Origin of the sequence: Bordetella sp. H567, from assembly GCF_001704295.1 — a bacterium.
Classification (GTDB): Bacteria; Pseudomonadota; Gammaproteobacteria; order Burkholderiales; family Burkholderiaceae_B; genus Bordetella_C.
On sequence record NZ_CP012334.1, the window covers coordinates 2319419 to 2342609 of the forward strand.

Genomic DNA, 23191 nt, shown 5'->3' on the forward strand with positions numbered 1-23191 from the left:
GGATCGATATGAGCAATACGGTGGAAATCAAGGTTCCCGATATCGGCGACTTCAAGGAAGTCGAGGTCATCGAAGTGCTGGTGGCCGCCGGCGATAGCATCAAGGCGGAACAAAGCCTGATCACGGTGGAATCGGACAAGGCGTCGATGGAAATCCCGTCTTCGCAGGGCGGGGTGGTCAAGGCGGTGAAGGTCAAGGTCGGCGACAAGGTGTCCATGGGCACCGCCATCCTGGACCTGGAACCGGCCGAAGCCGGGGCGGCGCAGGCCGCGCCGGTCCAGGCGGCAGCGGCGCCGGCGCCCGACGCGTCCGCGCCCGCTCCCGCGGCCGAGAAATCCGCGCCGCCGCCCGCGGCGGGCGCCGCGGCCGCCGTCGCGCCGGCCGCCGCCACGTATTCGGGCGGCGTGGACATCGAATGCGACATGCTGGTCCTGGGCGCGGGCCCCGGCGGCTATTCCGCCGCCTTCCGCGCCGCGGACCTGGGCCTGAAGACCGTGCTGGTGGAGCGCTATTCCTCGCTGGGCGGCGTCTGCCTGAACGTGGGCTGCATTCCCTCCAAGGCCTTGCTGCACGTGGCCGCCGTGATGGAAGAAGCCAAGGCGCTGGCCGATCACGGCATCAGTTTCGGCGAGCCCAAGATCGACCTGGACAAGCTGCGCAGCTTCAAGGACAGCGTGGTCGGCAAGCTGACCGGCGGCCTGGGTGGCATGGCCAAGATGCGCAAGGTGACGGTGGTGACCGGGGTGGGCGAATTCGCCGATCCCCATCACATGACCGTCAAGGGCGCGGACGGCAAGACGCAGACGGTGCGCTTCAAGCAGGCCATCATCGCCGCGGGCAGCCAGGCGGTGCGGCTGCCCTTCATGCCCGACGACGAGCGCGTGGTCGATTCCACCGGCGCGTTGCTGCTGCGCGGCATCCCCAAGAAAATGCTGATCGTGGGCGGCGGCATCATCGGCCTGGAAATGGGCACGGTGTACTCCGCGCTGGGCGCGCGCCTGGACGTGGTCGAGATGCTGGACGGCCTGATGCAGGGCGCGGACCGCGACATGGTCAAGGTGTGGCAGAAGATGAACACGCCGCGCTTCGACAACATCATGCTCAAGACGAAGACCGTGGCCGCCGAAGCCCGCAAGGACGGCATCTACGTGAGCTTCGAAGGCGAGGGCGCCCCCAAGGAGCCGCAGCGCTACGACCTGGTGTTGCAGGCCGTGGGACGTTCCCCCAACGGCAAGAAGATCGGCGCCGACAAGGCCGGCATCGCGGTGACCGACCGGGGCTTCATTCCGGTCGACCAACAGATGCGCACCAACGTGCCGCACATCTACGCCATCGGCGACATCGTCGGCAACCCGATGCTGGCGCACAAGGCCGTGCATGAAGGCCACGTGGCGGCGGAAGCGGCGTCGGGCGAGAAGTCTTTCTTCGATGCGCGCGTGATCCCTTCCGTGGCCTATACGGACCCCGAAGTGGCATGGGTGGGCCTGACCGAGGACGACGCGAAGAAGCAGGGCATCAAGATCGAGAAGGGCGTGTTCCCGTGGGCGGCGTCCGGCCGCGCCATCGCCAACGGCCGCGACGAAGGCTTCACCAAGCTGATCTTCGACGCGGACAACCACCGCATCCTGGGCGGCGGCATCGTCGGCACGCATGCCGGCGACCTGATCAGCGAACTGGCGCTGGCCGTGGAGATGGGCGCGGATGTCGTGGACATCGCCAGGACGATCCACCCGCATCCCACGCTGGGCGAATCGGTGGGCATGGCCGCGGAAGTCGCCGAAGGCGTCTGCACGGATCTGCCGCCGGTGAAGAAGAAGTAGCCAGCCGCAGCCTGTTGGAAAAAGAGCGGCCCGCGTCGGACCGCTCCCGAAGCTGGACGCAAATCCAGCCTTCGGGGGTCGGTTCAATGCGGGCCGTTTTTCTTGCCGCGGGGCGGTGCGGCGGCAAGAAAATCCTGCCGCGCCATTGCCCGCGCCGGCTGCCTCAGGAAGTCCTCTTCAGATAGCCGTCGGGCGCGACCGAAATCAACACCTTGTTTTCGATATCCCGGTCGATCTCGAAGGACGGATGGCGCCGCACGTAGTCCCACACTGCCGTCTTGGGATTGTCGCCGGGGCCCCAGGGGCGGTCGTTGGACAGGGACGCGGGCAGATCCTCCACCACGGTATCGAACACGACACAGTAGCTGCCCACGCTGGTCAGCGGCGCGTATGCCTCCAGTTCCGCCAACACGTGCGCATGCGTATGGTTGCTGTCCAGGCATACCAGCACCGTCTGGTGCCCGGCCGCCAAGGCCCGGACCTGGTCCACCACTTCCGGGGCAATGCTGGAGCCCTGGATCATCTGGATGCGCGAGGACATGGCGTGGGCCGCGATGGCCTCGCGGTTGTGCGGGCGGATATCGATGTCTATGCCGACCACCTTGCGCCGCGATTGCCGCGGATCGATGGTCGTACCCGCCGCGATGGCTTCTTCCATGTCCAGCAGGGCCAGCATCGAGGCGCTGAGGATGAGCGATCCGCCGTGCGCGATGCCGGTTTCGATGATCAGGTCCGGCTTGACCGTCCAGATCAGTTCCTGCATCGCCACCATGTCCTGCGGATACTGGATGATGGGGCGGCCCAGCCAATTGAAGTTGTAGGAATACTTGGGCGCGATGGAAGCCAGCAGGAATCCGCGTGCCGCCTGCTTCAACGCATCATCGTGCGCATTGGCGTCGATGCGGGCGGCGACTTCTTTCTGGAACGAGTCATTCATCGTCGACTCCGATGTAGGTATAGGCATTGCCAGTCATGTCCTTGATTTCCGGCAGGTAGTTGGAATTCATCACATAGATGGGCGCACCGGCCGGCAGGCCGCCCAGCGCGGCTTCGGGCGTGCTGACCTGGAGTCCCGTCGCGGCGATGTACTTGCCCTGTTTTGCCGGGTTGATGTCAATGATGGTGTCGATTGCGCGGCCCCGCCGTTCCATCAGCAAGGCGAAGATCACGCCCTTGGAGGCGCCACCCCAGACCACCCCGGCCCCGGTGCGAGACGCGCCCAGCCGCTCGATGGACGACAGGAAGCCGTCCGGCAGCCCAACGGGTTGCGCCGGTGGAAGCGCCTGGCGCAGGCTGCCCAGGTCCGCCACGACGTACAGGTACTGGCCGCCGAAGATCCGGCCCGACTCGATCACCCGATCGAAGATGCGGTGGAAGTCATCGAGGCGGAAGTAGTTGACATGCTCGTAGAAGAAGTCGAACCACGCCTTGTGGGCCAGGATCCAGTCCAGGCAGGGCACCTCGATATAGATGCGGCCGGCATGGCCGTTGGCCTGGGCCAGCTGCCGCAGGAAGGGCAGCGGGTCCTGTATGTGCTCCAGGACGTGGCGCAGGATCAATCCCGCGCCGCGCCCGACCAGCGAAGGCGCGAAAAGCTCGCGCCGGATACGCGGGTTCTCGCCTTCGTAGGCAGGGTCGAAGCCGGCGATATCGCAGCCGCGGTCGGCCAATGTTTCCAGGAAATAGCCTTTGCCGCAGCCCACTTCCACCAGGCTCTGCCGTCCCAGCAGGCGTTCCACGATGTCGCCCACGTCCGCCAGGTGGCGTTGGAAGGAGGGACTATTGCCTTGCTCGTTCTGGTAGTGCTCGTCGTACACCATCAGCTCGGGCCGGAAGGCCAGGTTGGCGACGATCCCTGTGTTGGGATCCTGGGCCAGGCGGATGTCGCCCTTGGGGCACTGGCGTGCCGCCGCGCGCGTCGCGTACATGCGGTTCTGGAAAACCGGGAAGTCCCGTTGTTCGTAGAGAATCTCGCTCATCATTCAGTCCTTCACGCCTACGATGACGGGCGGATCGATGTCGTTGTCGGGACGGGCGCCGAAACGCAGCAGGTCGCGGTGGCCGGACGCGTCGGCGAGTGCCTCGACCAGGGCCCGCACCGTCACGGCACGCCCTGAACACACGTTGATCGCACCTTGGCGTTCGCCCATCAGGTGCTGCGCGAGATCGCGGGCGGCATCCTCGACCGGCATGTAGTCCCTGACCTGGTTCGCGTGCGTCAATTCCACCGGCAGCCGCTGGGCCAGGCGCTGCCTGACATAGGCGATCAGGCGGCGCGGGTCTTCCCCTTCGCCGTGCAGGTAGAACAGGCGGCACCAGGCAAAGGAAATGCCCGCTTCGCGGAGAAAGCCGTCCAGCGCCAGGTAGGCGGCGGCCTTGGCCGCGGCATAGGGAGACATGGGTCGCAGGGGCGTATCGACCGACAGGTGCCCGGCGCTGGTGTCGTATTCGAAGCAGGTGCCGACGCCCACGAAGCGCGATACGCCGGCGCGCGCGCATCCCCGCGCCATGGCCAGCGTGCCGGCCAGGCAGTCCAGGTTGCGCGGCGATCGCAGGTAGAGCCCTGGCTCCACGTACCAGGCCAGATGCAATACCCGGCTGCATCCGGCCGCGACATCCGCCCACCACGCGGCGGGCTCGGCGAACAGGTCCCCGGTCTCGATGATCTCGGCGCCGGGCGGCCAGTCCGCGCCCCTGTCGCGCCGGGGGCGGGCAATCACACGCAGCGGCACGCCGGCGGCATGCAGGCGGGCCAGCACATGCCTGCCGACGAAGCCGGAGGCGCCGGTAAGCAGCACTTTCTGCTTCATTGGACGACCAGGCCGGGTACGGCCGTGACGAACCGCACGCCGCGTTCGGCCAGGGATGCGTTCTGCCGCCTGACCTCCGGTGCGATGTTCCACGGCAGGATAAGCACGAAATCGGGCCGGCTTTCGGCCAGCGCATCCGGCGCCAGGATGGGGATATGGCTGCCCGGCATGAACTTGCCCTGCTTGGCCGCGGCCGCGTCGCAGACCAGCGGTAGGAGGTCCGGCTTGATACCCGCGTAGTTCAGCAGTGTGTTGCCCTTGGCCGCGGCGCCATAGGCCACGACTTTCCGGCCCGCCTTTTTCTGCTCCAGGAGAAAGGCCAGCAGGTCGTCCTTCACGCGATCGGCGCGTTGCTGGAAGCCGAGGTAGGTGTCCAGGTCGCGCAAGCCCGCGGCCGCCTCCTGCGCAAGCACATGCTCGACCGCATCGGTGGACGGCCGGCCGTCTGTCTCATGGCAACCGAACACCCGCAAGCTCCCGCCATGCGTATCGAGCGTCTGCACGTCGAATATCCGCAGCCCGGCGGCGCCAAAGATGCGCTGCACCGTATAAAGCGACAGATACGAGAAATGCTCGTGATAGACGGTATCGAACTGCACCTGCCGGATCAGCTGCATCACGTGGGGAAATTCCAGCGTGATGGTGCCCGCCGGCTTGAGGGCCGCTTGCAGGCCCTGGGTGAAGTCGTTGATATCCGGCACGTGGGCGTACACGTTGTTGCCCGCGATCAGGTCGGCCTGCCGGCCTTCGCGCGCCAGCCGCTCGCCCAGGGCGCGCCCGAAGAATTCGCGCAATACCGGAATGCCCAGCCGCTCCGCCGCCTCGGCCGTACTGTCCGTGGGTTCGATGCCCAGGCAGGGCACGCCCATCTCGATGAAGTTGCGCAGCAGGTATCCGTCATTGGACGCCACTTCGATGACCAGGCTTTCCGCGTTCAGTGCCAGTCGGCGCGACATATCCTGCGCATAGCGCCGCGCGTGGGCCAGCCATCCGGTGGACGTGCTGGAGAAGTACGCGTATTCGGCATTGAACAGTTCGTCGGCCTGGGCATAGTCTTCCGTCTGGACCAGCCAGCACGCCTCGCATACGCGCACGCGCAGGGGGAAATGTTTCTCCGGCCGGCTCAGGTCCTCGCGCGTCAGATAGGCGTTGGAAGGCGGCGCGTAGCCCAGGTCCAGGAATACGTGTTGCAGGGGGTGGGCGCAATGGCGACAGTTCATGGCAGAAGAATGCCTTCGAAGTTGTCCGCGAGCGGGGCGAACGCGCGATCGCGCTCCGACATGGACGCGATCGGCAAGGGCCATGCGATGCGCGCGCGCGGGTCCGTGGCGCTGATGCCGCGCTCGCTCGCGGCGGCATAAGGCGCCGAGTGCAGGTAAAGCATTTCGACGTCATCCGTCAGCGTCTGGAATCCATGGGCGCAGCCTTCGGGAATCAGGAGCGCGGTCAGATTGGCGGCGGACAGCCGTTCGGCATGCCAGCGCAGGAAGGTCGGGGAGCCGCGCCGCAGGTCCAGCACCACATCCCAGACCTCGCCGCGCACGCAGCGCACCAGCTTCATCTCCGCGTCCGGGGGTTCCTGGTAATGGAGGCCGCGCACGGTACCGCGCGCATGGGTCAGCGTCATGTTGGCCTGGGCAACCGGGCCGGTCCAGCCTGCGTCGGCCAGCTCGTCGCGGCAGAACACCCGTGCCAGATGGCCGCGGGCATCGCCAAGGCGCGCCGACACGACGCGGCGCACTCCGGGGATGGGGGTATCGTGGCTATCCAGGCGTTTCATTCGTCGCGCGTCCATGCCTCGATATCGCGCTCGCACAGCGTGGCGGCCGGTACGCCCTTGGCGTGATCCGCATACCAGGCCAGCGTGCGCCGCACGGCTTCGGCCAGCCCGAAGCGCTGCCCGATGCGCAGCGTGGAGCGGGCACGCGACGTGTCCAGGGCCAGCAGGCCGGCCTCGTGCGGCCCCTGCGGTGCCTCGCCGTAGCGCACCCGCGCGCCGGGCAGGAAGGTCCGGGCCAGTTCGATCACATCCCGCACCGATGCCGCCTCATGCGGTGGCGGGCCGAAGTTGTAGGCACGCGGCAAGCCGGGCTGGCGCCAGAGCGCCTCGGCCAGCGCCAGGTAGCCCGCCAGCGGTTCGATGACGTGTTGCCAGGGCCGTACGGCATCGGGGCGACGGACGTCCAGCTCCTGGCCAGCCTGCCAGGCGCGCACGGCGTCGGGGATCAAGCGGTCCTCGGACCAGTCGCCACCGCCGATGACGTTGCCCGCGCGGGCGCTGGCAACGGCAACGCCCTGGGCGTCCAGATAAGACGCGCGCCAGCTGTCGATGGCTGCTTCGCAGGCGGCCTTGCTGGCGCTGTAGGGGTCGTGGCCACCCAGGGCATCGTCTTCCCTGTACGGCCATATCCATTCACGGTTGCGATAGACCTTGTCGGTGGTGACCATCACCGCGACGCGCGCGGACGGGGCGTCCCGCAAGGCATCCAGCACCTGGGCCGTGCCCATCACGTTGGTGGCAAAGGTGTCCAGCGGCGCCCGATAGCCCGCGCGTACCAGCGGCTGCGCCGCCAGGTGCAGCACCACTTCCGGCTGGGCCGCGGAAACCGCCTCGCGCACCGATGCCGGATCGCGGATATCGCCGATGCGGCTCTCGCATAGCGTTTGCAGGCCGATGGCTTCGAAAAGATTGGGCGCGGTGGCCGGGGCCAGGGACAGGCCGGTGACGCGCGCGCCCAGGCGGTGCAGCCAGAAGGCCAGCCAACCGCCCTTGAAGCCGGTATGTCCCGTCAACAGTACCCGCCGCCCTTGCCAGAACCCCGCATCGGGAAGGTAGCGGGAAGTCAGTCCCATCGCTTCCATGGCGCCGTGCCCGTGCTCCAGAGTTCTTCCAGGTAATTCTTGTCGCGCAGGGTATCCATCGGCTGCCAAAACCCGTCATGCTCGTAAGCGCGAAGCTCGTCCTGGCGCACCAGCTGCGCCAGCGGTTCGCCTTCCCAGCTGCTGCCGTCGTGTTCGATAAGGTCCAGGACCGATGGCGCAAGCACGAAGAAGCCGCCGTTGATCAGGCCGCCGTCCCCGGGGGGCTTCTCCTGGAAGCCGGTCACGCGGGTGCGGTCCAGCATCAGCGCGCCGTAACGCCCGGGCGGCCGCACCGCCGTCACCGTGCCGGCCCGCCCGTGTTCGCGGTGGAAGGCGATCAGCGACGAGATGTCGATGTCCGCCACGCCATCGCCATAGGTGAAGCAGAAGGCCTCTTCGTCCTTGACGTACTGCGCGACACGCTTGAGACGGCCGCCGGTCATGGAGTGTTCGCCGGTGTCCACCAGCGTGACGCGCCAGGGTTCGGCCTTGCGCTCATGCACGACCATCTTGTTGTTCGCCATGTCGAACGTAATGTCCGACATGTGCAGGAAGTAATTGGCGAAGTATTCCTTGATCATGTAGCCCTTGTATCCGCAGCAGATCACGAAATCATTCACGCCGTGCGCCGAATAGATCTTCATGATGTGCCACAGGATGGGCTTGCCGCCGATTTCCACCATGGGCTTGGGGCGGGTGATCGTCTCTTCGGAGATGCGCGTGCCCAGCCCCCCCGCGAGAATAATCGCTTTCACTCGGGCACCTTTTCGAAGCGCTTTTTCAGGACGTCGCGTATCGCCTTGGCGTGCTTCTTTACCTCGCTGGCCGACAGGGCCGTGGTGGCCAGCCGGGAGAAATCCTCGACGTAGTAATCGTAGAAATCCTTGCGCGGGAATTGACGCGCCTTGCCGGCGGAGAGCCTTTCCTCGCGCCCCTCGGCGCGCGTGGGGAAGTAGCGGCGGTAGTACTGCGCCTTATCGTCAAAGGCCAGTTTGCCGCCCCAAAGCAGGCGGCTGATCACGACGTGGTCCCAGGAGATGGTTTCGCGGATATCGAAGCCCTCCAGCTGTTCACGGCGAAAGAGGGAATGCAGGATGGTGCAATTCGCCAGCAGCGCGACCGAGCTCATGTAGCGATGCAGGGCCGAAGGGTCGGAAAAATCGTATACGGCCGACGGGACGGCCGCGACCGTCGTACCGATGATCGAGTGCGGCATCCCGCAGACCATGGAGACGTCGTCTGCCTGCTCGATGCGGGTCAGGACGGAGGCCAGATAGCCGTCGGACAGGCAGTCATGCGCACCCAGCCACATGAAATATTTCGAGGACGAATGCGCCAGGGCCCAGCGGAAATTGCCTATCGCCCCGATGTTGCTTTCCTGCCGGACGATGCTGAAGCGTTCGTCGTTTCCGACCACGTCCCGGATGATGTCCAGCGTCCCGTCGGTGGACCCGTTGTCGCTGATAAGGAAGCGCACGTCCTCCACCTGCTGCGCCTGCAGGCTCCTGATGGTGGCTTCGATGTGCCGGGCCTCGTTGTACACCGGGACACCGACGCAGACCTTTGCGTAAGGCGCGGGGCGGGCAAGGTATTCCGCCGCGGACAGCACGGTTGCCGCGCGGCGGGCATCGCCGGCGCTTCGCGTCTCCTGGGACGCGGTGTCTGCGGTTTTCAGCCAGCCGCAGTTGGCGAGGAAGCGTTCCCCTACCTGCGGGTCGATATGGCAGAGCACCCGGTAGGCGGCGTCGGTCGCGCCGTAGGCCGAATGCAGGATGAAGGCGAGCTTCCACAGCGCGTTGGCCGGCAAGCTGCGCAGCTTCTGGTCGCCGGGAATGAACACGCCTTGCGCCACCGTGAGCTGCGAGCCGGTGTGGGGCCGGGTGCGGTCGGCTGGCAAGGCACTGGCGTACCGCGCGTCGTCGAAGCGCAGCAGCACCAGGCCGGCGGCGTTCAGCCGCGCGGAGAGGGATGACAGGTCCGGCTGGTCGCGGTAGGCCGCGACGAAATTGACGGCCACCTGCACCACCAGCGCGGACTGCAGCAGGCGCTGGCCGCCATCCAGGATCGCCACGCTGTCGTAGGCGCCCCCGAGCACCAGCCAGTCGATGTAGTCCAGGCCTTCGATGCTATCCAGCGCGACCGTGGCGATGGGCAATCGGGTCAGGACGGTCAAGCCGGGCCGCAGGATCGCCGGTTCGCGATCCGAGGGCAGCGGTTCCAGCGTGCCGGATGCCGACGCATTCAGGCAGGCGTAGAGGGTCGCCGGCTTACCGTCGCCCAGCGCGACGTGCGCATGGTAGTCATGCAGCAGGCCCCGCTGCTTCAGCGATTCCCCATCGGCGGCCTGGCTGGCAGGGTCGATCTGCACCAGCTGCAATCCGCGCAGGCCCGCCAGCGAAGTGAACGCGCTGGAGCGCAGCAGGTTTGCGCCGTGATCCAGCGTGACGACCTTGCCCTGGAAGGAGAACTCGAAGGACTGGGCGTCGGGGTCCGCCGGTGGCTGGCTGACGACGGTGGGAGATGCGTCGCCCTGGAACCAGGGTTGTCCTTCCGGCGTGAAGCTCAAGGCCGCGGGCGGCTTGTCTTCGCAATAGCGCTGCCAGATGGCGCGCAGGGCCTGGGCCAGGTTGCCGGCGAACCGGCGCCCATCGCAGACCGGCGAGCGCAGCAAGGTGTCGCGCAGATGGCGGCGGATCGTGGACAGGCTTTGCAGGTCGCCCGCCAGTTCCAGCACGCGGGCGTGGTACTGCTCCCAGTCGGCGACGACCAGTTCCGGCATGCCGGCGTTGATCAGGTGCGTCGCGGAGTGGCGGCCGGCGAACGTGGGGCCGGGCAGGGTGACGACCGGCACGCCCATCATCATGGCTTCGCAGGTGGTCAAGCCGCCGGAGTAGGGCCAGGGGTCCAGCGCGATGTCCACCTCGTTGTAGCAGGCCATGTGCGCCGCATGGACGGACTGGCCCTCCAGGCGCACCCGGTCCGCGTCGATGCCGTGCGCCGCCAGGATGCCCAGGATACGCTGCTGCATCTCCACGCTGCCGTAGGCGCCGCCCTTCAGGTAAAGACGCGATGTGGGCACGGCGTTCAGCAGGCCAGCCCACTTGGCGAGGACAACCTCGTTGACCTTGGCAGGGTTGTTGAAGCAGCCGAAGGTGATGTAGCCGTTCCTCAGCGCCGGCAGCGGGGCGACGTCCGGTGCGTCGCTGGGCGGCACATAGCAGATATAGTCGTCCGGCATGCGCACCAGCTTTTCGGTATAGAAGCTGTCGCTGCCGGGCGGCGATTCGATGTTGTCGGTCAACAGGTAGTCGATGGCCTCGACGCCCGTCGTGTTGATCAGGCCGCCGACCCATTTCATCAGGATGGGCGCGGGCTGCAGCGTCATCGTCCGTATCCGGTTGCCGGAATTATGGCCCGCCAGGTCCACCAGGACATCGATGCCGTCTTCGCGGACACGGCGTGCCAGCTCTTCGTCGCGTACATTGGCGATGGACGCCCATCGCGTGGCGATCGCCATGACCCGCTGCGTGATCTCGTCCACGCGGCTATTGGTCGTGTAGATGTACAGCTCGAATCCCAGCTTGACTAGGTGTTCGAGCGCCGACGTGGTCATCGCGCCGACCGGATGCTGCCTGAATCCATCGGAGAACATCCCTATCCGCAACTTGCGGTCCGGCGAGCGATCGGCGGGCACCGGCCGTGGCAGCGGAACGGTCGGGGCGAACTTGCGCGCCCACTCCTTGCACGCTTGCAGGATATCGAGCGGGCTGCGATCCGGCATGTAGTGCAGCAAGGTCAGCCAGTTGGAGAGCGGGGCAGGGTCGGTATCCGTCAGCGACGCGGCCTTGCGGTAGGCGATTTCGCCTTGCTCGAGCTGGCCCATGGCGCGATGGATATTGCCCAGGTCGTTCCAGTGCGTCGCTTTCTTCTCGCGATCCGATTCCGTTTCGATCAACTTGCTGCACAGCGCCGAGGCCTCTTCCATGCGGAAGAGGCGCGTCAGGATCTGCACCTTGCAGATCAGGGCGATCGGGTGGTCCGGCCGCTTTTCCAGCGTGCGGTCGATATAGCGCAGGCCCGATTCATTCTCATAGCTCAGGTAGAAGATCGTCGCCATGCCCTGGTTCGCGTCGGCGTCCTCGGGCTCCAGCGCCAACGCCTGTTCGAAATGCCCGCGGGCGGCGGCGTGCTCGCCCTGTGCCATGTCGATATAGCCGAGCATCATCCATGGTTGCGGGTCCGTCGGGGCGAGCTCGGCGGCGGCACGCAGGGCCGCCCGCGCGTCGTCGAACTTGCCTTCGTCGCGCAGGCGCTGCGCCAGCTGCTTCAGTCCCCTGGGGGTCTTGGGCAGCGGTCTTTTCCTGGCGCGCCCTGGTTCCGCGGCAGCGTCTTTCGTATTTGCGGAATCCGGCGTCGGCCGGGCGGATTTCAGAACGGAGGATTTCGCCATGTCGCGGAGCAGCGGAGATGAATGATCCGGGCTAGCTTACCCGCGGGCCGTCCCGGGCAATCGGCCGTTGAACGAGCGAAATTCCCGCCAGTTCCGGCCTAAATGAAAAACCCCCGGCCAGGGGCCGGGGGTTTGAAGCTGGACACGCCTTGCGGCGTGTCCAGCGTACCGACTTGATCGATCCGCCGCGATTAACGCAGCAGCGACAGCACGGTTTGCGGAACCTGGTTGGCTTGCGCCAGGACCGAGGTACCAGCCTGCTGCAGGATCTGAGCACGGGTCATGTTCGACACTTCGGTCGCGTAGTCGGCGTCTTGAATACGCGAACGGGCGTCGGACAGGTTGTTGACCGTGTTGTTCAGGTTGGCGATGGTCGACTCGAAGCGGTTCTGGATCGCGCCCAGGCCGCTGCGCAGCGTATCGACGTCCTGCAGAGCCGAGTCCAGGGCGGCCAGCGGGTTGCTGGTCAGCTTGCCGGCGCTGGTCGTCTTGGTCGTGAGGTGACCGGCGGAATCCAGATTGACGGTGTCGCCGACCTTCTCCTCGTACTTCGTGCCAGCCACGGCGGCGTCCGTCGCCTTGACGGTGACCGTGCCGGTGTCCGGATCGACGCTGTAGGTCGTGTCGTACGTGTTGATGGTGGTGAAGCCGCCATCGTTATCGACGTACGTGTCGGTCGACTTGCCGGAGGTAAACGTCGCCGTAGCGGAGAGCAGGCCGCTCTGGTACTTGATCGTCGAGTTTGCGTTCGCGTCGGTCTTCAGATCCGTCAGGACGGTGTCTTTGGTGGCGGTGGCGGTGTACGTCACGGCGCCGGTGCCGTCGCCCTTGTAGGTCGTGCCGCCGATCGTCAGCTTCGAACCCGAAATAGCGCCCAGGCCGGACGCGAACAGGTCGTCCAGCGTGGCTTGCGTCGCGCTGCCGCTCGTGTCGTTGGTGGTCAGCTCGCCGGCGGCCGTCAGGAACGCCTTCTGGCCACCGATGGTGACGTTGCCGGTGGAGTCCACCTGGAAGGTCGCCACGGCGCCGTTGGTGGCGTCGTAGGTGCCGGTGACCGTGCCGGTGGTCGGCAGGTAGTCGCTGGTAACGGCGGTAACGGCCGCGGCGCTGGTGGTATCCAGCGTGGCGTCGTACGTGAAGCTGCCGCTCGCGGCGCTGTACGTGTAGGTAACGTCGGGGGTGGTGGCCGTGCCGTCGCCCTTGACCATCACCTGATCGCCGTCGTTCAGCTTGCTGAACGCCTGGTCTGCCGTCACGGCGTCGAACGTCGTCGTCACGGTGTACGTGTTGGCGCCCGCGGTCGCGCCGCCGGCGGCGACCAGGTCGCTGACCGTGGCGGTGCGGTTCTGCGTCGTGCCCGTGCCGTTGACGTTGAAGCCGTCCAGGCCCAGGGACTTGGAGGTGATGCCCTTCAGGCTGATGTTGATCGTCTGGCCGTCGTTGGCGCCGACCTGGATGGTCAGGCTTTGGTCCTTGGCCAGCACGTTCACGCCGTTGAACTGGGTCTGGGCCGACACGCGGTCGATTTCGCCCAGGCGCTGCTGAATTTCAGCCTGGATCGAATCCAGGTCGGACTGCGAGTTCGTGCCGTTCTGGGCCTGAACCGTCAGTTCGCGAACGCGCTGCAGGTTGTTGTTGATTTCATTCAGGGCGCCTTCCGTCGTTTGCGCGATGGAGATGCCGTCGTTCGCGTTGCGAGCAGCCTGGGTCAGGCCGTTCACGTTGGCGGTGAAGCGGTTTGCAATCGCTTGACCAGCGGCGTCGTCCTTGGCGCTGTTGATGCGCAGGCCGGAGGACAGGCGCTCAATCGCAGAGCCCAGGGCCGACTGCGAGTTGTTCAGGTTGTTTTGGGCAACCAGAGAGAGGTAGTTGGTGTTGATCACTGCAGCCATGAATAGCTCCCAAGAGAGAAAGGCTTCTTCAAACCGGGCAGCCAGGCCGCCCTGCGGGCGCGGAATCGTCCACCAGGGTGATGGCCGCATGCCGCGCCGCTGTCTGGGTAACGGCAAGCTTCAGTAAACCTTTAGGGGGATAGGCAGCGAAAAATTTCCGACTGTCGCACCCTCGCCTGGGGGGAACAGGCGGGGTCGGCTGTTATCTTTTGAAAGATATATGCAAAGGATGAGGAGCGGGCGTCACGCGACGTAGGCGATGCGCACGTCTTCCGGCAATTGCTGCCAGGCGCCTTCCTTCAGTTTGGCGCGCAGGCGCGACATTGCCTGCGAACGCAACTGGCAGACGCGCGCCTCGGTCACGCCCATGACCGCGCCGACTTCTTTCAGGTTCAGGCCCTGCTCGTAGCACAGCGACAGCAGCAGCTTTTCCCGGTCGGGCAGGGCGGCGATGGCTTCCACCAGGGCGTTGCGAAAGTCGGTGGCCAGCAGGCTGTCCAGGGGATTGCCGCAAGGGCCGCTTTCGGCCGCGCCGGCGACCCAGTCGCCGTCCCGGGCATCGGCGCCGTTTTCCGTGCCGAAGTCCTCGTAATGGACGACCTGCGCCCCCTGGGCGTCATAGAGCAACTGATGGTATTCGGGCAGGGACAGGTCCAGGTGGCCGGCGATTTCGGCCTCCGTGGGCGGGCGCATCAATTGTTGCGTCAACTGCGCGACCGCCTGGTCGATGCGCTTGGCCTTGCTGCGCACGCTGCGGGGCAGCCAGTCCTGGTTGCGCAGTTCGTCCAGCATGGCGCCGCGTATGCGCGCGGTGGCATAGGTCTCGAACTGGGCGTCCACCACCTCCTGGTAGCGCCGCGCCGCGTCCAGCAAACCGATCATCCCCGCCTGGATCAGGTCGTCCAGTTCCACGCTGGCGGGCAGGCGTGCCAGCAGTTGTAGGGCCAGCTTGCGCACCAGGGGCGCGTATTCAGCCAGGCGATCTTCGGAAAGGGGCATCGCGGTCGGGTAGAAGGTTGGCGCGTCTCTTCACCGGTCTTTGCTTTGTTGCCTGCGCGCGACATTGTCAGTTGTTACGAATGCGGCGCCTACACCACGGTGACTGGACGTTTCACCCTGCATTGTGCGCAGTTCCTACGGCTTCATTGGCACAAAGACACAAGCTTTCTAATGCTTGTTTACGGAATTGCCTTACACTCACCAAAGTCTTTGTTGCTATATATGTCTCAGAGGTGCGATATTTGACTCAGAACAAAGAATCGTCACGTCTGTCATACAAAATGACATCGCACATGGTAAATTGCATGACTTCTGGGAACAAAAGAAATATTTCGAGATTTGTTGCACAGGCAAAGTAACCAGTTGGCACGCCGGCCGACTGGTCCAGGGACAGAACTGAAGAGTGAAGAAGGGATATCCGATGAAACAGCATGAGAACACTTTGCTCGCCGATATTCGAGAAGTGAACCTGTCCTACCTGCTCCTCGCCCAGCGCATGCTCCGCGACGACTATGCGGCGTCCATGTTCCGGCTCGGCTTCAGCGAACAGGTCGCCGACATCCTGATGCGGCTATCGCCCGCGCAGCTGGTCAAGCTGGCGAGCTCGAGCTCGCTGCTGTGCCGGTTCCGCTTCGACGACTACAGCCTGTTGTCCGCGCTGACGCACGATGTGCTGGGCGGCGCCCTGCAGCAGGCGCACGCCACCATCCTGCTGGCCAAACAGCCCGTCGAACAACTGGCCTGATTTTTCTTATTCTGCGACGGTCATGGCTATCAAAAGCGTTTCCCAAGAAGCCGACGAGATCCTGCTGGCCAGCGCCATGATCAGTCTCGGCGCCCGGCTGCAAGTCCTGGAGTCGGAAACCAGCCTGAGCCACGACCGGCTCGCCCGGCTGTACCGCGAGATCCGCGGCTGCTCGCCCCCCAAGGGCATGCTGCCGTTCTCGGTGGACTGGTTCATGACCTGGCTGCCGAACATCCATTCGTCGCTGTTCTATAACGTCTACAAGTTCCTGAACGAGCACACCGGCAGCAAAGGCGTGCGGGCGATCATCGACGCCTACCGCCTGTACCTCGAACATGCCGGGGTGACCGATGTGGAGCAGGGCGAGCCCGTATTGAGCTTCACCCGGGCCTGGATGCTGGTGAGGTTCTTCGACGGCAAGATGCTGCAGCTGTCCGAATGCCGGCAATGCAGCGGGCATTTCATCGCCCATGCGCATGATCCGCGCTCCGATTTCGTCTGCGCGATCTGCCGCCCGCCCCCGCGTGCGGGCAAGACGCGCGCGGCCGCGAAGGAACGCGCTGGCCGCCGCGCCGCCCCAGTCGCCGACGTCGTCGGGTCGTGAACACCCCGGGGGCTGGGCATGCGCGCCCGTCCCCGAAGGGCCCGGAAGGCCGGGGCGGCCCGGCGGTTCATGCCGCCTGCCGTGCTCAATAACCCCAAATGCCCCTGAAAATTCCCCGTAAACCACGCTTTCGCGGCGACGGTCTCGGGGGATCATGGGCGCTCGTGTAATACATCTACGCTTGGCAGGGGCCTGATGTGCTGATTGTTATTGGTTATCTCGTGGTGATCGCGTCCGTCGTCGGCAGCTTCGTTGCCCTGGGCGGCCATCTGGGCGCGCTGTACCAGCCTTTCGAATTCACCCTGATCGCCGGCGCGGCGACGGGCGCCTTCCTGGCGGGCAGCAGCCGCAAGTCGCTGAAGCTGGTCAAGACCGCGGTCCCCAATGCCTTGCGCGGCGCGCAATACGGCAAGGACGTGTACATGGAGCTCATGTCGCTCATGTACGTGATCCTGAACAAGGCGCGGCGCGAGGGCCTGATGGCCATCGAGTCCCACATCGAGGACCCGGCCTCCAGCCCCATCTTCACTGAATGCCCGCGCATCATGAAGGACCAGAAGCTGATGGAGTTCATCACCGACTACCTGCGCATCATGATCAGCGGCAACATGAGCTCGTTCGAAATCGAAACGCTGATGGACGAGGAAATCGAGACGTTCCGGCATGAGCGCCACGTTCCGGTCCAGGCGCTGCAGGGCGTGGCCGACGCCATGCCCGCCTTCGGTATCGTGGCCGCGGTGCTGGGCGTGATCAAGGCGCTGGCCGCGGTGGACCAGCCGCCGGCGGTGCTGGGCGACCTGATCTCCAAGGCGATGGTCGGGACCTTCCTGGGCATCCTGCTGGCCTACGGCTTCGTTTCACCGCTGGCCTCGCGCGTGGATCGCCAGACCAGCGAGGCGGTCAAGATCCTGGAATGCATCAAGACCACGCTGCTGGCCAGCATGAACGGCTATCCGCCGCAGCTGGCGGTGGAATTCGGCCGCAAGGTCCTGTTCTCCGGCGTGCGTCCGTCGTTCGCCGAGCTGGAAGAGCACGTGCGCCAGGCCAAGACCTCCACCTCCAAGGCTTGATCGGGAAGCGTCCGCATGGCTCCCGTCAACAACCACCGCGTGGTGATCCGCCGCAAGAAAGGCGCGCATGGCGGACACCATGGCGGCAGCTGGAAGATCGCCTACGCCGACTTCATCACCGCGATGATGGCGTTCTTCCTGGTCATGTGGCTGATCAGCGTCGTGCCGCGCGAAGAGCTGAAAGGCATCGCGGAGTATTTCCGCATGCCGCTCGCGGTGGCCCTGACGCGCGGCCCGAATAACTCGGCCAACTCCAGCGCCATTCCGGGCGGTGGCGCGGACCCGCTGCGCAGCGATGGGGATGTGCGCCGCGCCGACGGCAATCGCGTCCAGGCTCAGGTCCAGGGCGACGAAGCGCAGCGCCGTGACCAGCGCCGCCTGGAAGACCTGCAGAAGCGCCTGAACAACCTGATCGAGAGCAGTCCGATCCTGAAGAATTTCCGGCCGCAGCTGCTGATCGACATGACGACCGAAGGGCTGCGCATCCAGATCATCGACAACAAGAACCGGCCGATGTTCGCCACCGGTTCGGCCGAGGTCCAGCCCTATATGCGCGACATCCTGCGCGAACTGGGGCCCGTCCTGAACGAGATTCCCAACAAGATCAGCATCTCCGGCCATACCGACGCCACGCAGTATGCGCGCGGCGAACGCGCCTACAGCAACTGGGAGCTGTCGGCCGACCGGGCCAATGCCTCGCGGCAGGAACTGGTCGCCGGCGGCATGACCGAGACCAAGGTGGCCCGCGTGATGGGCCTGTCGTCCAGTGTCAGCCTGGTTAAAGATGACGCCTATGCTGCCGTTAATAGACGTATCAGTCTGGTGGTATTGAACAAGGCGACGCAGGAGCGGCTGGAGCGCGAGAACGCGGCAGCGGCGGATGTCTCGGCCGGAGACGCGAAGCAGGTGGGTTCGAACCTGACGCGGGCATTGTCCAGCCCGCCCGCCGCTCCGCCCGCCGCCCCGCCGGCCGCCCCGCCGGCCCGTCGCAGCGGCGTGATCGAGGACGTTCCCGGGACGGGGCAGCCTGCCTCCGCCACGGGAGTGAGTTACACCACCACGACGGGACAGGGGCCGGCACAGGCGCCCGCGGCGTATGGCCCGGCGGCCACGGGGACGGGCGCCAGGACGACCGTAATCGTGCCGGCGCGCCCCGCACAATAGGAGCAGTTCGACCATGACGGCGACGATACTGGTCGCGGACGATTCCGCGACGATGCGCATGATAGTCCAGGCCACCCTGACGGGGGCCGGCTGGAAAGTCCTGGCCGCCGGCAATGGCAAGGATGCGCTGGCGTTGGCGATGGAACAGGGCCAGCCTGTGGATCTCGTGGTGAGCGACTGGAATATGCCGGTGATGGGCGGCCTGGAGTTGATACGCGGGCTGCGCCAGGTGGAGCGCTACCAGGAAGTGCCCGTCCTGGTGCTGACGACCGAAGAGGACATCGAAAGCAAGACCGCCGCGCGCGACCTGGGCGTATGCGGCTGGCTGCAGAAGCCGGTCGACCCGGACGTGTTGGTGGAAATGGCGTCGGAGCTCCTGGGTCTGCCCGGCGAGCCCTCGCATTGAGAAGAGAAAGGCGTCATGAGTGGTCTTGACCTGAGCCAGTTTTACGAGACGTTCTTCGATGAGGCGGACGAACTGCTTGCCCAGATGGAGCAGCTGCTGCTCGAACTGGACGCGGGCCAGCCCGACATCGAGCAGTTGAACGCGATCTTCCGGGCGGCACACTCGATCAAGGGCGGCGCCGCGACCTTCGGCTGCTTCACGCAGCTGGCCGAAACCACCCACCTGTTGGAAAACCTGCTCGATGCCATCCGCCGCGGCGAAATGGCCTTGCGCACGGACATGATCGACATTTTTCTGGAAACCAAGGACGTGCTGAAAAGCCAATTGGACGCCTATCGCGCCTCCGAGGAGCCCGACGCCGCCGCCTACGAGCGCATATGCGACGTCCTGCGCCAGCTGGCGCTGGAACAACAGGGCGGGCAGGGCGCCACGTCCGCGCCCGCGCCTGTCGCGCCCGTGGCCGCCGCGCCCGTCCCGCAAGCACCGGCGCCGGCCGCGGACAACCTGCCGCTGCGCGTCCGTATCAACAAGGTTTCGGCGAAGGACGCCCAGTCCTTGTTGGAAGAAATGAACAACCTGGGCCGCGTGCTGGCCAGCGATCAGCTGGGCGGCGGCCTGACCGTATGGCTGGAAAGCACCTGCTCGGCCGACGATATCGAGGCCGTCTGTTGCTTCATCGTCGACGCGGACCAGATCGCCATCGGCCGCGAAGCGGTACCGGCTGCGGACCATGCCGTGGACGATTTCGCCCAGGCCGCGGCGGATTTTGCCGCGCAAGCCCAGGCCCAGCCAGCCGCGGTGGCCGCGCCGGCCGCCCCGCCGGTGCCGGCCGCGCCCGCTGCGCCCAAGCCCGCGGTGCCTGAAAGCAGCGCACCGCGTGCGCAGCGCGGGGCCGGCGCCGCGCCCGCGGCGGACAAGGAGTCGACCTCCATCCGCGTCGGCGTCGAGAAGGTGGATCAGATCATCAACCTGGTCGGCGAGCTGGTGATCACCCAGGCCATGCTGGCGCAGACCGCGTCCACGCTGGATCCGGTGCTGCACGACCGCCTGCTCAACGGCATGGAGCAGCTGGAACGCAATGCGCGCGACTTGCAGGAAGCGGTCATGTCCGTGCGCATGATGCCCATGGATTACGTGTTCAGCCGCTTCCCGCGCCTCGTCCGCGACCTGGCGGGCAAGATGGGCAAGCAGATCGAATTGCAGACCTACGGCCGCGCGACCGAGCTGGACAAAAGCCTGATCGAGCGCATCATCGACCCCTTGACCCACCTGGTGCGCAACAGCCTGGACCATGGCATCGAGACGCCGGAAACGCGCATCGCGGCGGGCAAGGATCCGGTGGGCCAACTGGTCCTGTCGGCGCAGCACAGCGGCGGCAACATCGTGATCGAGGTCGGCGACGACGGCGGCGGGCTGAACCGCGAGCGCATCTTGAAGAAAGCCATCCAGCAGGGCATCGCCGTCAGCGAGAACGCCAGCGACGACGAGGTGTGGCAGCTCATTTTCGCGCCAGGGTTCTCCACGGCCGAACAGATTACCGATATTTCGGGCCGTGGCGTCGGCATGGACGTCGTGCGCCGCAATATCCAGGACATGGGCGGCCACGTGCAGCTGTCGTCCGTGCCCGGCAACGGCACGACGACCCGCATCGTGCTTCCGCTGACGCTTGCCATCCTGGACGGCATGTCGGTGCGCGTCGGCGCGGAAACCTTCATCCTGCCGCTGAACCACGTCACGGAATCGCTGCAGCCGACCAACGACCAGATCTATTCGGTGGCGGGCAACGAGCGCGTCATGCACGTGCGCGGGGAATACCTGCCGCTGGTCGAAATGCATCGGGTGTTCTCGGTGGCGGATGCGCAGAGGGATCCGACGCAGGCCATCGCCGTGATCATGCAAGCCGAGGACCGGCGCTTCGCGCTGCTGGTCGACCATCTGGTGGGCCAGCACCAGGTCGTCGTGAAAAATCTGGAATCGAATTACCGCAAGGTACCCGGCGTATCGGCGGCCACCATCCTGGGTGACGGCAGCGTCGCGTTGATCATCGACGTGTTCGCCATGGCCCGCGCGAACCGCGAGAAGTGGGTACCGGCCGAAGCGGTCTTGAACTGAGGAGAAACACATGGCAGCCAAACCGCAATCGCAGGGCGCCCGCGTCGAAGACATCGGCCGCGAGTTCCTGGTCTTCACGCTGGGCGAGGAAGAGTACGGCATCGATATCCTGAAGGTGCAGGAGATCCGCGGCTATGACGCGGCCACCGTCACGCGCATCGCCAATGTGCCGTCCTTCATCAAGGGCGTGACGAACCTGCGCGGCATCATCGTCCCTATCGTCGACCTGCGCATCAAGTTCAACCTGGGCAAGGTCGAATACAACGAGCAGACGGTGGTGATCATCCTGAACCTGGACCGCCGCGTCGTGGGGATCGTCGTCGACGGCGTGTCCGACGTGCTGATGCTGGGCGCAAGCCAGGTGCGGCCGGCCCCGGAATTCGGCGCCACGCTCTCCACGGAATACCTGACCGGCCTGGGTACCGTGGACGACCGCATGCTGATCCTGGTGGATATCGAAAAGCTGATGACCAGCGACGAGATGGCGCTGGTGGAAAAAGCCGCCGTCTGAGCGGCATCCATACGGAGAGGACGGTGCGCGGAGACCAAGCTGTCCGATAGGGGTATGCAGATGCGCAGGTTTTTTGCCAACATGACGATACGCGCGAGCCTGCTCTGGGTGCTGGTCTTTTTCTCGCTGATGCTGGTCCTGGGCGCCGCGCTGGGCGTGCTGTCGCTGCGGGTGGGCGATGCCACCATGCAGGACATGCGCCGCAGCCAGGCCATCGGCAATGCGCTGCAGGACGTGGTGGGCGACTACAAGAGCGCCATGATCGGCCTGGGTCGCGCCGCCGCGCTGCACCTGAACGAAGTCATCAAGCAGGTGGGCCAGCCCGCCGTCCCGGCAGCCGGATTGAGCGACTCGGCCAAGCCCCTGCTGGACTTCGCACGCATCTCCTATGACAAGGCGCAGGCCGACTTCAAGAAATACCAGGCCCTGCCCAGGCCGCCGGGACTGGAACAGGAATTCAAGGAAATCGACGAGGCTTTCATCGCCTTGATGGGTCAGGGGCTGAAGGTGATGTTCGACGACCTGGCCAAGGCCGATATGCCGGCCTACCAGACCCATGCGCAGATGGTGTCCGACGTCATGGAGGACAGGCTGAACCTGGCGATTGGACAGTACCTGGCATGGCACACGCGCACCACGGGCGCGGCCTTCGAGCAGACGCAACAGCGCTACAACCTGGTGTTGGCCGCCGTTGCCGCGGGTGGTGTCATCGCGCTGTTGCTGGTGCTGGCGACCTATATGTTCCTGCGCAGGCGCGTGGTCCAGCCGCTGGCCGATGCCGTGCGGCATTTCGATCGTATCGCCGGCGGCGACCTGACTGAAACGGTGGCAGCCGGTTCAAACAACGAAATCGGTGCCTTGTACGCCGCGATGAAGCGCATGCAGGAAAGCCTGACGCGCACGGTGTCGGCGGTGCGCCGCGGGGTGGACGAAATCAACGTGGGTTCACGCGAGATCTCCGCGGGCAATACCGACTTGTCCAGCCGCACGGAGCAGCAGGCGGCGTCGCTGGAAGAGACGGCGGCGTCGATGGAAGAACTGGCCTCGACGGTGAAGCAGAACGCGGAGAACGCGCGCCAGGCCAACCAGCTGGCGGCCAGCGCCTCGGACGTGGCCGAGCGCGGCGGTTCGGCGGTGGCGGAAGTGGTCAACACGATGCAAGGGATCTCGGGCAGCTCGCGCAAGATCTCGGAGATCGTCAGCGTGATCGACGGGATTGCGTTCCAGACCAACATCCTGGCGCTGAACGCGGCGGTGGAAGCGGCGCGCGCGGGCGAGCAGGGCAAGGGCTTCGCGGTGGTGGCGGGCGAAGTGCGCTCGCTGGCACAGCGCAGCGCGCAGGCGGCCAAGGAAATCAAGGCGCTGATCGAGGACTCGGTGACGAAGGTGGGCGCGGGTTCGCAGCAGGTCGAGCGGGCGGGGGCGACGATGCAGGAGATCGTGGCCTCGGTCAAGCGGGTGACCGACATCATGGGCGAGATCTCGGCGGCGTCCGAAGAGCAGTCCACCGGCATCGACCAGGTGAATCGTGCGGTGTCGCAGATGGACGAGGTGACGCAGCAGAACGCGGCGCTGGTGGAAGAAGCCGCCGCGGCGGCCGGTTCGCTGCAGGAGCAGGCGCAGCGCCTGGCCGAGGCCGTATCGGTGTTCAAGATCAACGAAGGCCACGTCATCGACGTGCCGGCGCGCGAGCTGGGCGCGCCCCACGCTGCACCACGCCTTACGGCGCAGGCCGCATAGGGCAAG

At 65.7% G+C, this 23191-nt stretch carries 18 protein-coding genes and 1 pseudogene; 9 read left to right on the plus strand and 10 right to left on the minus strand.

The genetic code is table 11. From position 1 onward, the window contains the following. Positions 1-8: 8 nt before the first annotated feature. Positions 9-1820 carry a dihydrolipoyl dehydrogenase gene (gene lpdA / locus AKI39_RS10405; RefSeq protein WP_066635255.1) on the plus strand — a complete coding sequence of 604 codons (1812 nt, stop codon included), beginning with the start codon at positions 9-11 and terminating at the stop codon, positions 1818-1820. A gap of 163 nt (positions 1821-1983) precedes the next feature. Here the strand turns inward: lpdA and AKI39_RS10410 are convergent, their stop codons facing one another. The 10 genes from AKI39_RS10410 to AKI39_RS10455 form a co-directional block, all read right to left on the minus strand. Further along, a complete protein-coding gene (locus AKI39_RS10410) occupies positions 1984-2757 on the minus strand; it encodes a cephalosporin hydroxylase family protein (RefSeq protein ID WP_066635258.1) in 774 nt (257 codons plus the stop codon). Further along, the gene (locus tag AKI39_RS10415) at positions 2750-3799 is read right to left on the minus strand and encodes a class I SAM-dependent methyltransferase (protein ID WP_066642702.1); all 1050 of its coding nucleotides are present in this window, start codon (positions 3797-3799) and stop codon (positions 2750-2752) included. The genes AKI39_RS10410 and AKI39_RS10415 overlap by 8 nt, the downstream gene beginning before the upstream one ends. 3 nt (positions 3800-3802) lie before the next feature. Continuing rightward, a complete protein-coding gene (locus AKI39_RS10420; protein ID WP_066635261.1) occupies positions 3803-4630 on the minus strand; it encodes an NAD-dependent epimerase/dehydratase family protein in 828 nt (275 codons plus the stop codon). Then, on the minus strand, positions 4627-5850 hold the full coding sequence (locus tag AKI39_RS10425) for a class I SAM-dependent methyltransferase (protein ID WP_066635265.1): 1224 nt from the start codon (positions 5848-5850) through the stop codon (positions 4627-4629). The genes AKI39_RS10420 and AKI39_RS10425 overlap by 4 nt, the downstream gene beginning before the upstream one ends. Then, a complete protein-coding gene (locus AKI39_RS10430) occupies positions 5847-6410 on the minus strand; it encodes a dTDP-4-dehydrorhamnose 3,5-epimerase family protein (RefSeq protein WP_066635268.1) in 564 nt (187 codons plus the stop codon). Before AKI39_RS10430 ends, AKI39_RS10425 begins: the two co-directional genes overlap by 4 nt. After that, positions 6407-7492, minus strand: coding sequence for a CDP-glucose 4,6-dehydratase (gene rfbG, locus AKI39_RS10435; protein ID WP_145925240.1), 1086 nt, complete (start codon positions 7490-7492; stop codon positions 6407-6409). The genes AKI39_RS10430 and rfbG overlap by 4 nt, the downstream gene beginning before the upstream one ends. Further along, on the minus strand, positions 7474-8247 hold the full coding sequence (gene rfbF / locus AKI39_RS10440) for a glucose-1-phosphate cytidylyltransferase (protein ID WP_066635271.1): 774 nt from the start codon (positions 8245-8247) through the stop codon (positions 7474-7476). The genes rfbG and rfbF overlap by 19 nt, the downstream gene beginning before the upstream one ends. After that, positions 8244-11942 carry an O-linked N-acetylglucosamine transferase family protein gene (locus tag AKI39_RS10445; protein WP_066635274.1) on the minus strand — a complete coding sequence of 1233 codons (3699 nt, stop codon included), beginning with the start codon at positions 11940-11942 and terminating at the stop codon, positions 8244-8246. Before AKI39_RS10445 ends, rfbF begins: the two co-directional genes overlap by 4 nt. Positions 11943-12133: 191 nt before the next feature. Next, the gene (locus tag AKI39_RS10450; protein ID WP_066635277.1) at positions 12134-13834 is read right to left on the minus strand and encodes a FliC/FljB family flagellin; all 1701 of its coding nucleotides are present in this window, start codon (positions 13832-13834) and stop codon (positions 12134-12136) included. 243 nt (positions 13835-14077) lie between these two features. Further along, on the minus strand, positions 14078-14833 hold the full coding sequence (locus AKI39_RS10455; protein WP_066635280.1) for an RNA polymerase sigma factor FliA: 756 nt from the start codon (positions 14831-14833) through the stop codon (positions 14078-14080). A 421-nt stretch (positions 14834-15254) separates the two neighbouring features. Between AKI39_RS10455 and flhD the strand changes: the two genes are divergently transcribed. From flhD to AKI39_RS10495, 8 genes and pseudogenes are all read left to right on the plus strand, one after another. Next, positions 15255-15578, plus strand: coding sequence for a flagellar transcriptional regulator FlhD (gene flhD, locus AKI39_RS10460; RefSeq protein ID WP_066635283.1), 324 nt, complete (start codon positions 15255-15257; stop codon positions 15576-15578). A gap of 22 nt (positions 15579-15600) precedes the next feature. Then, positions 15601-16182 (plus strand): flagellar transcriptional regulator FlhC, encoded by a 582-nt coding sequence (gene flhC, locus AKI39_RS10465; protein WP_066635294.1) that lies wholly within the window; start codon positions 15601-15603, stop codon positions 16180-16182. Between the two features lie 197 nt (positions 16183-16379). Continuing rightward, positions 16380-17252: a flagellar motor stator protein MotA gene (motA, locus tag AKI39_RS10470; protein WP_066635297.1), complete on the plus strand. Its 873-nt coding sequence runs from the start codon at positions 16380-16382 to the stop codon at positions 17250-17252. A gap of 15 nt (positions 17253-17267) precedes the next feature. Continuing rightward, positions 17268-18191, plus strand: a pseudogene (motB, locus tag AKI39_RS10475) (flagellar motor protein MotB); the annotation flags it as partial. 238 nt (positions 18192-18429) lie between these two features. Continuing rightward, a complete protein-coding gene (locus tag AKI39_RS10480; RefSeq protein ID WP_066635300.1) occupies positions 18430-18822 on the plus strand; it encodes a response regulator in 393 nt (130 codons plus the stop codon). Positions 18823-18837: 15 nt separating this feature from the next. Beyond that, positions 18838-20934 carry a chemotaxis protein CheA gene (cheA, locus tag AKI39_RS10485; RefSeq protein WP_066635303.1) on the plus strand — a complete coding sequence of 699 codons (2097 nt, stop codon included), beginning with the start codon at positions 18838-18840 and terminating at the stop codon, positions 20932-20934. Between the two features lie 10 nt (positions 20935-20944). Next, positions 20945-21445, plus strand: coding sequence for a chemotaxis protein CheW (gene cheW / locus AKI39_RS10490; protein ID WP_066635305.1), 501 nt, complete (start codon positions 20945-20947; stop codon positions 21443-21445). Positions 21446-21505: 60 nt separating this feature from the next. Beyond that, complete coding sequence (locus AKI39_RS10495) at positions 21506-23185, plus strand: methyl-accepting chemotaxis protein (RefSeq protein ID WP_066642706.1); 1680 nt, start codon at positions 21506-21508, stop codon at positions 23183-23185. Positions 23186-23191 lie beyond the last annotated feature (6 nt).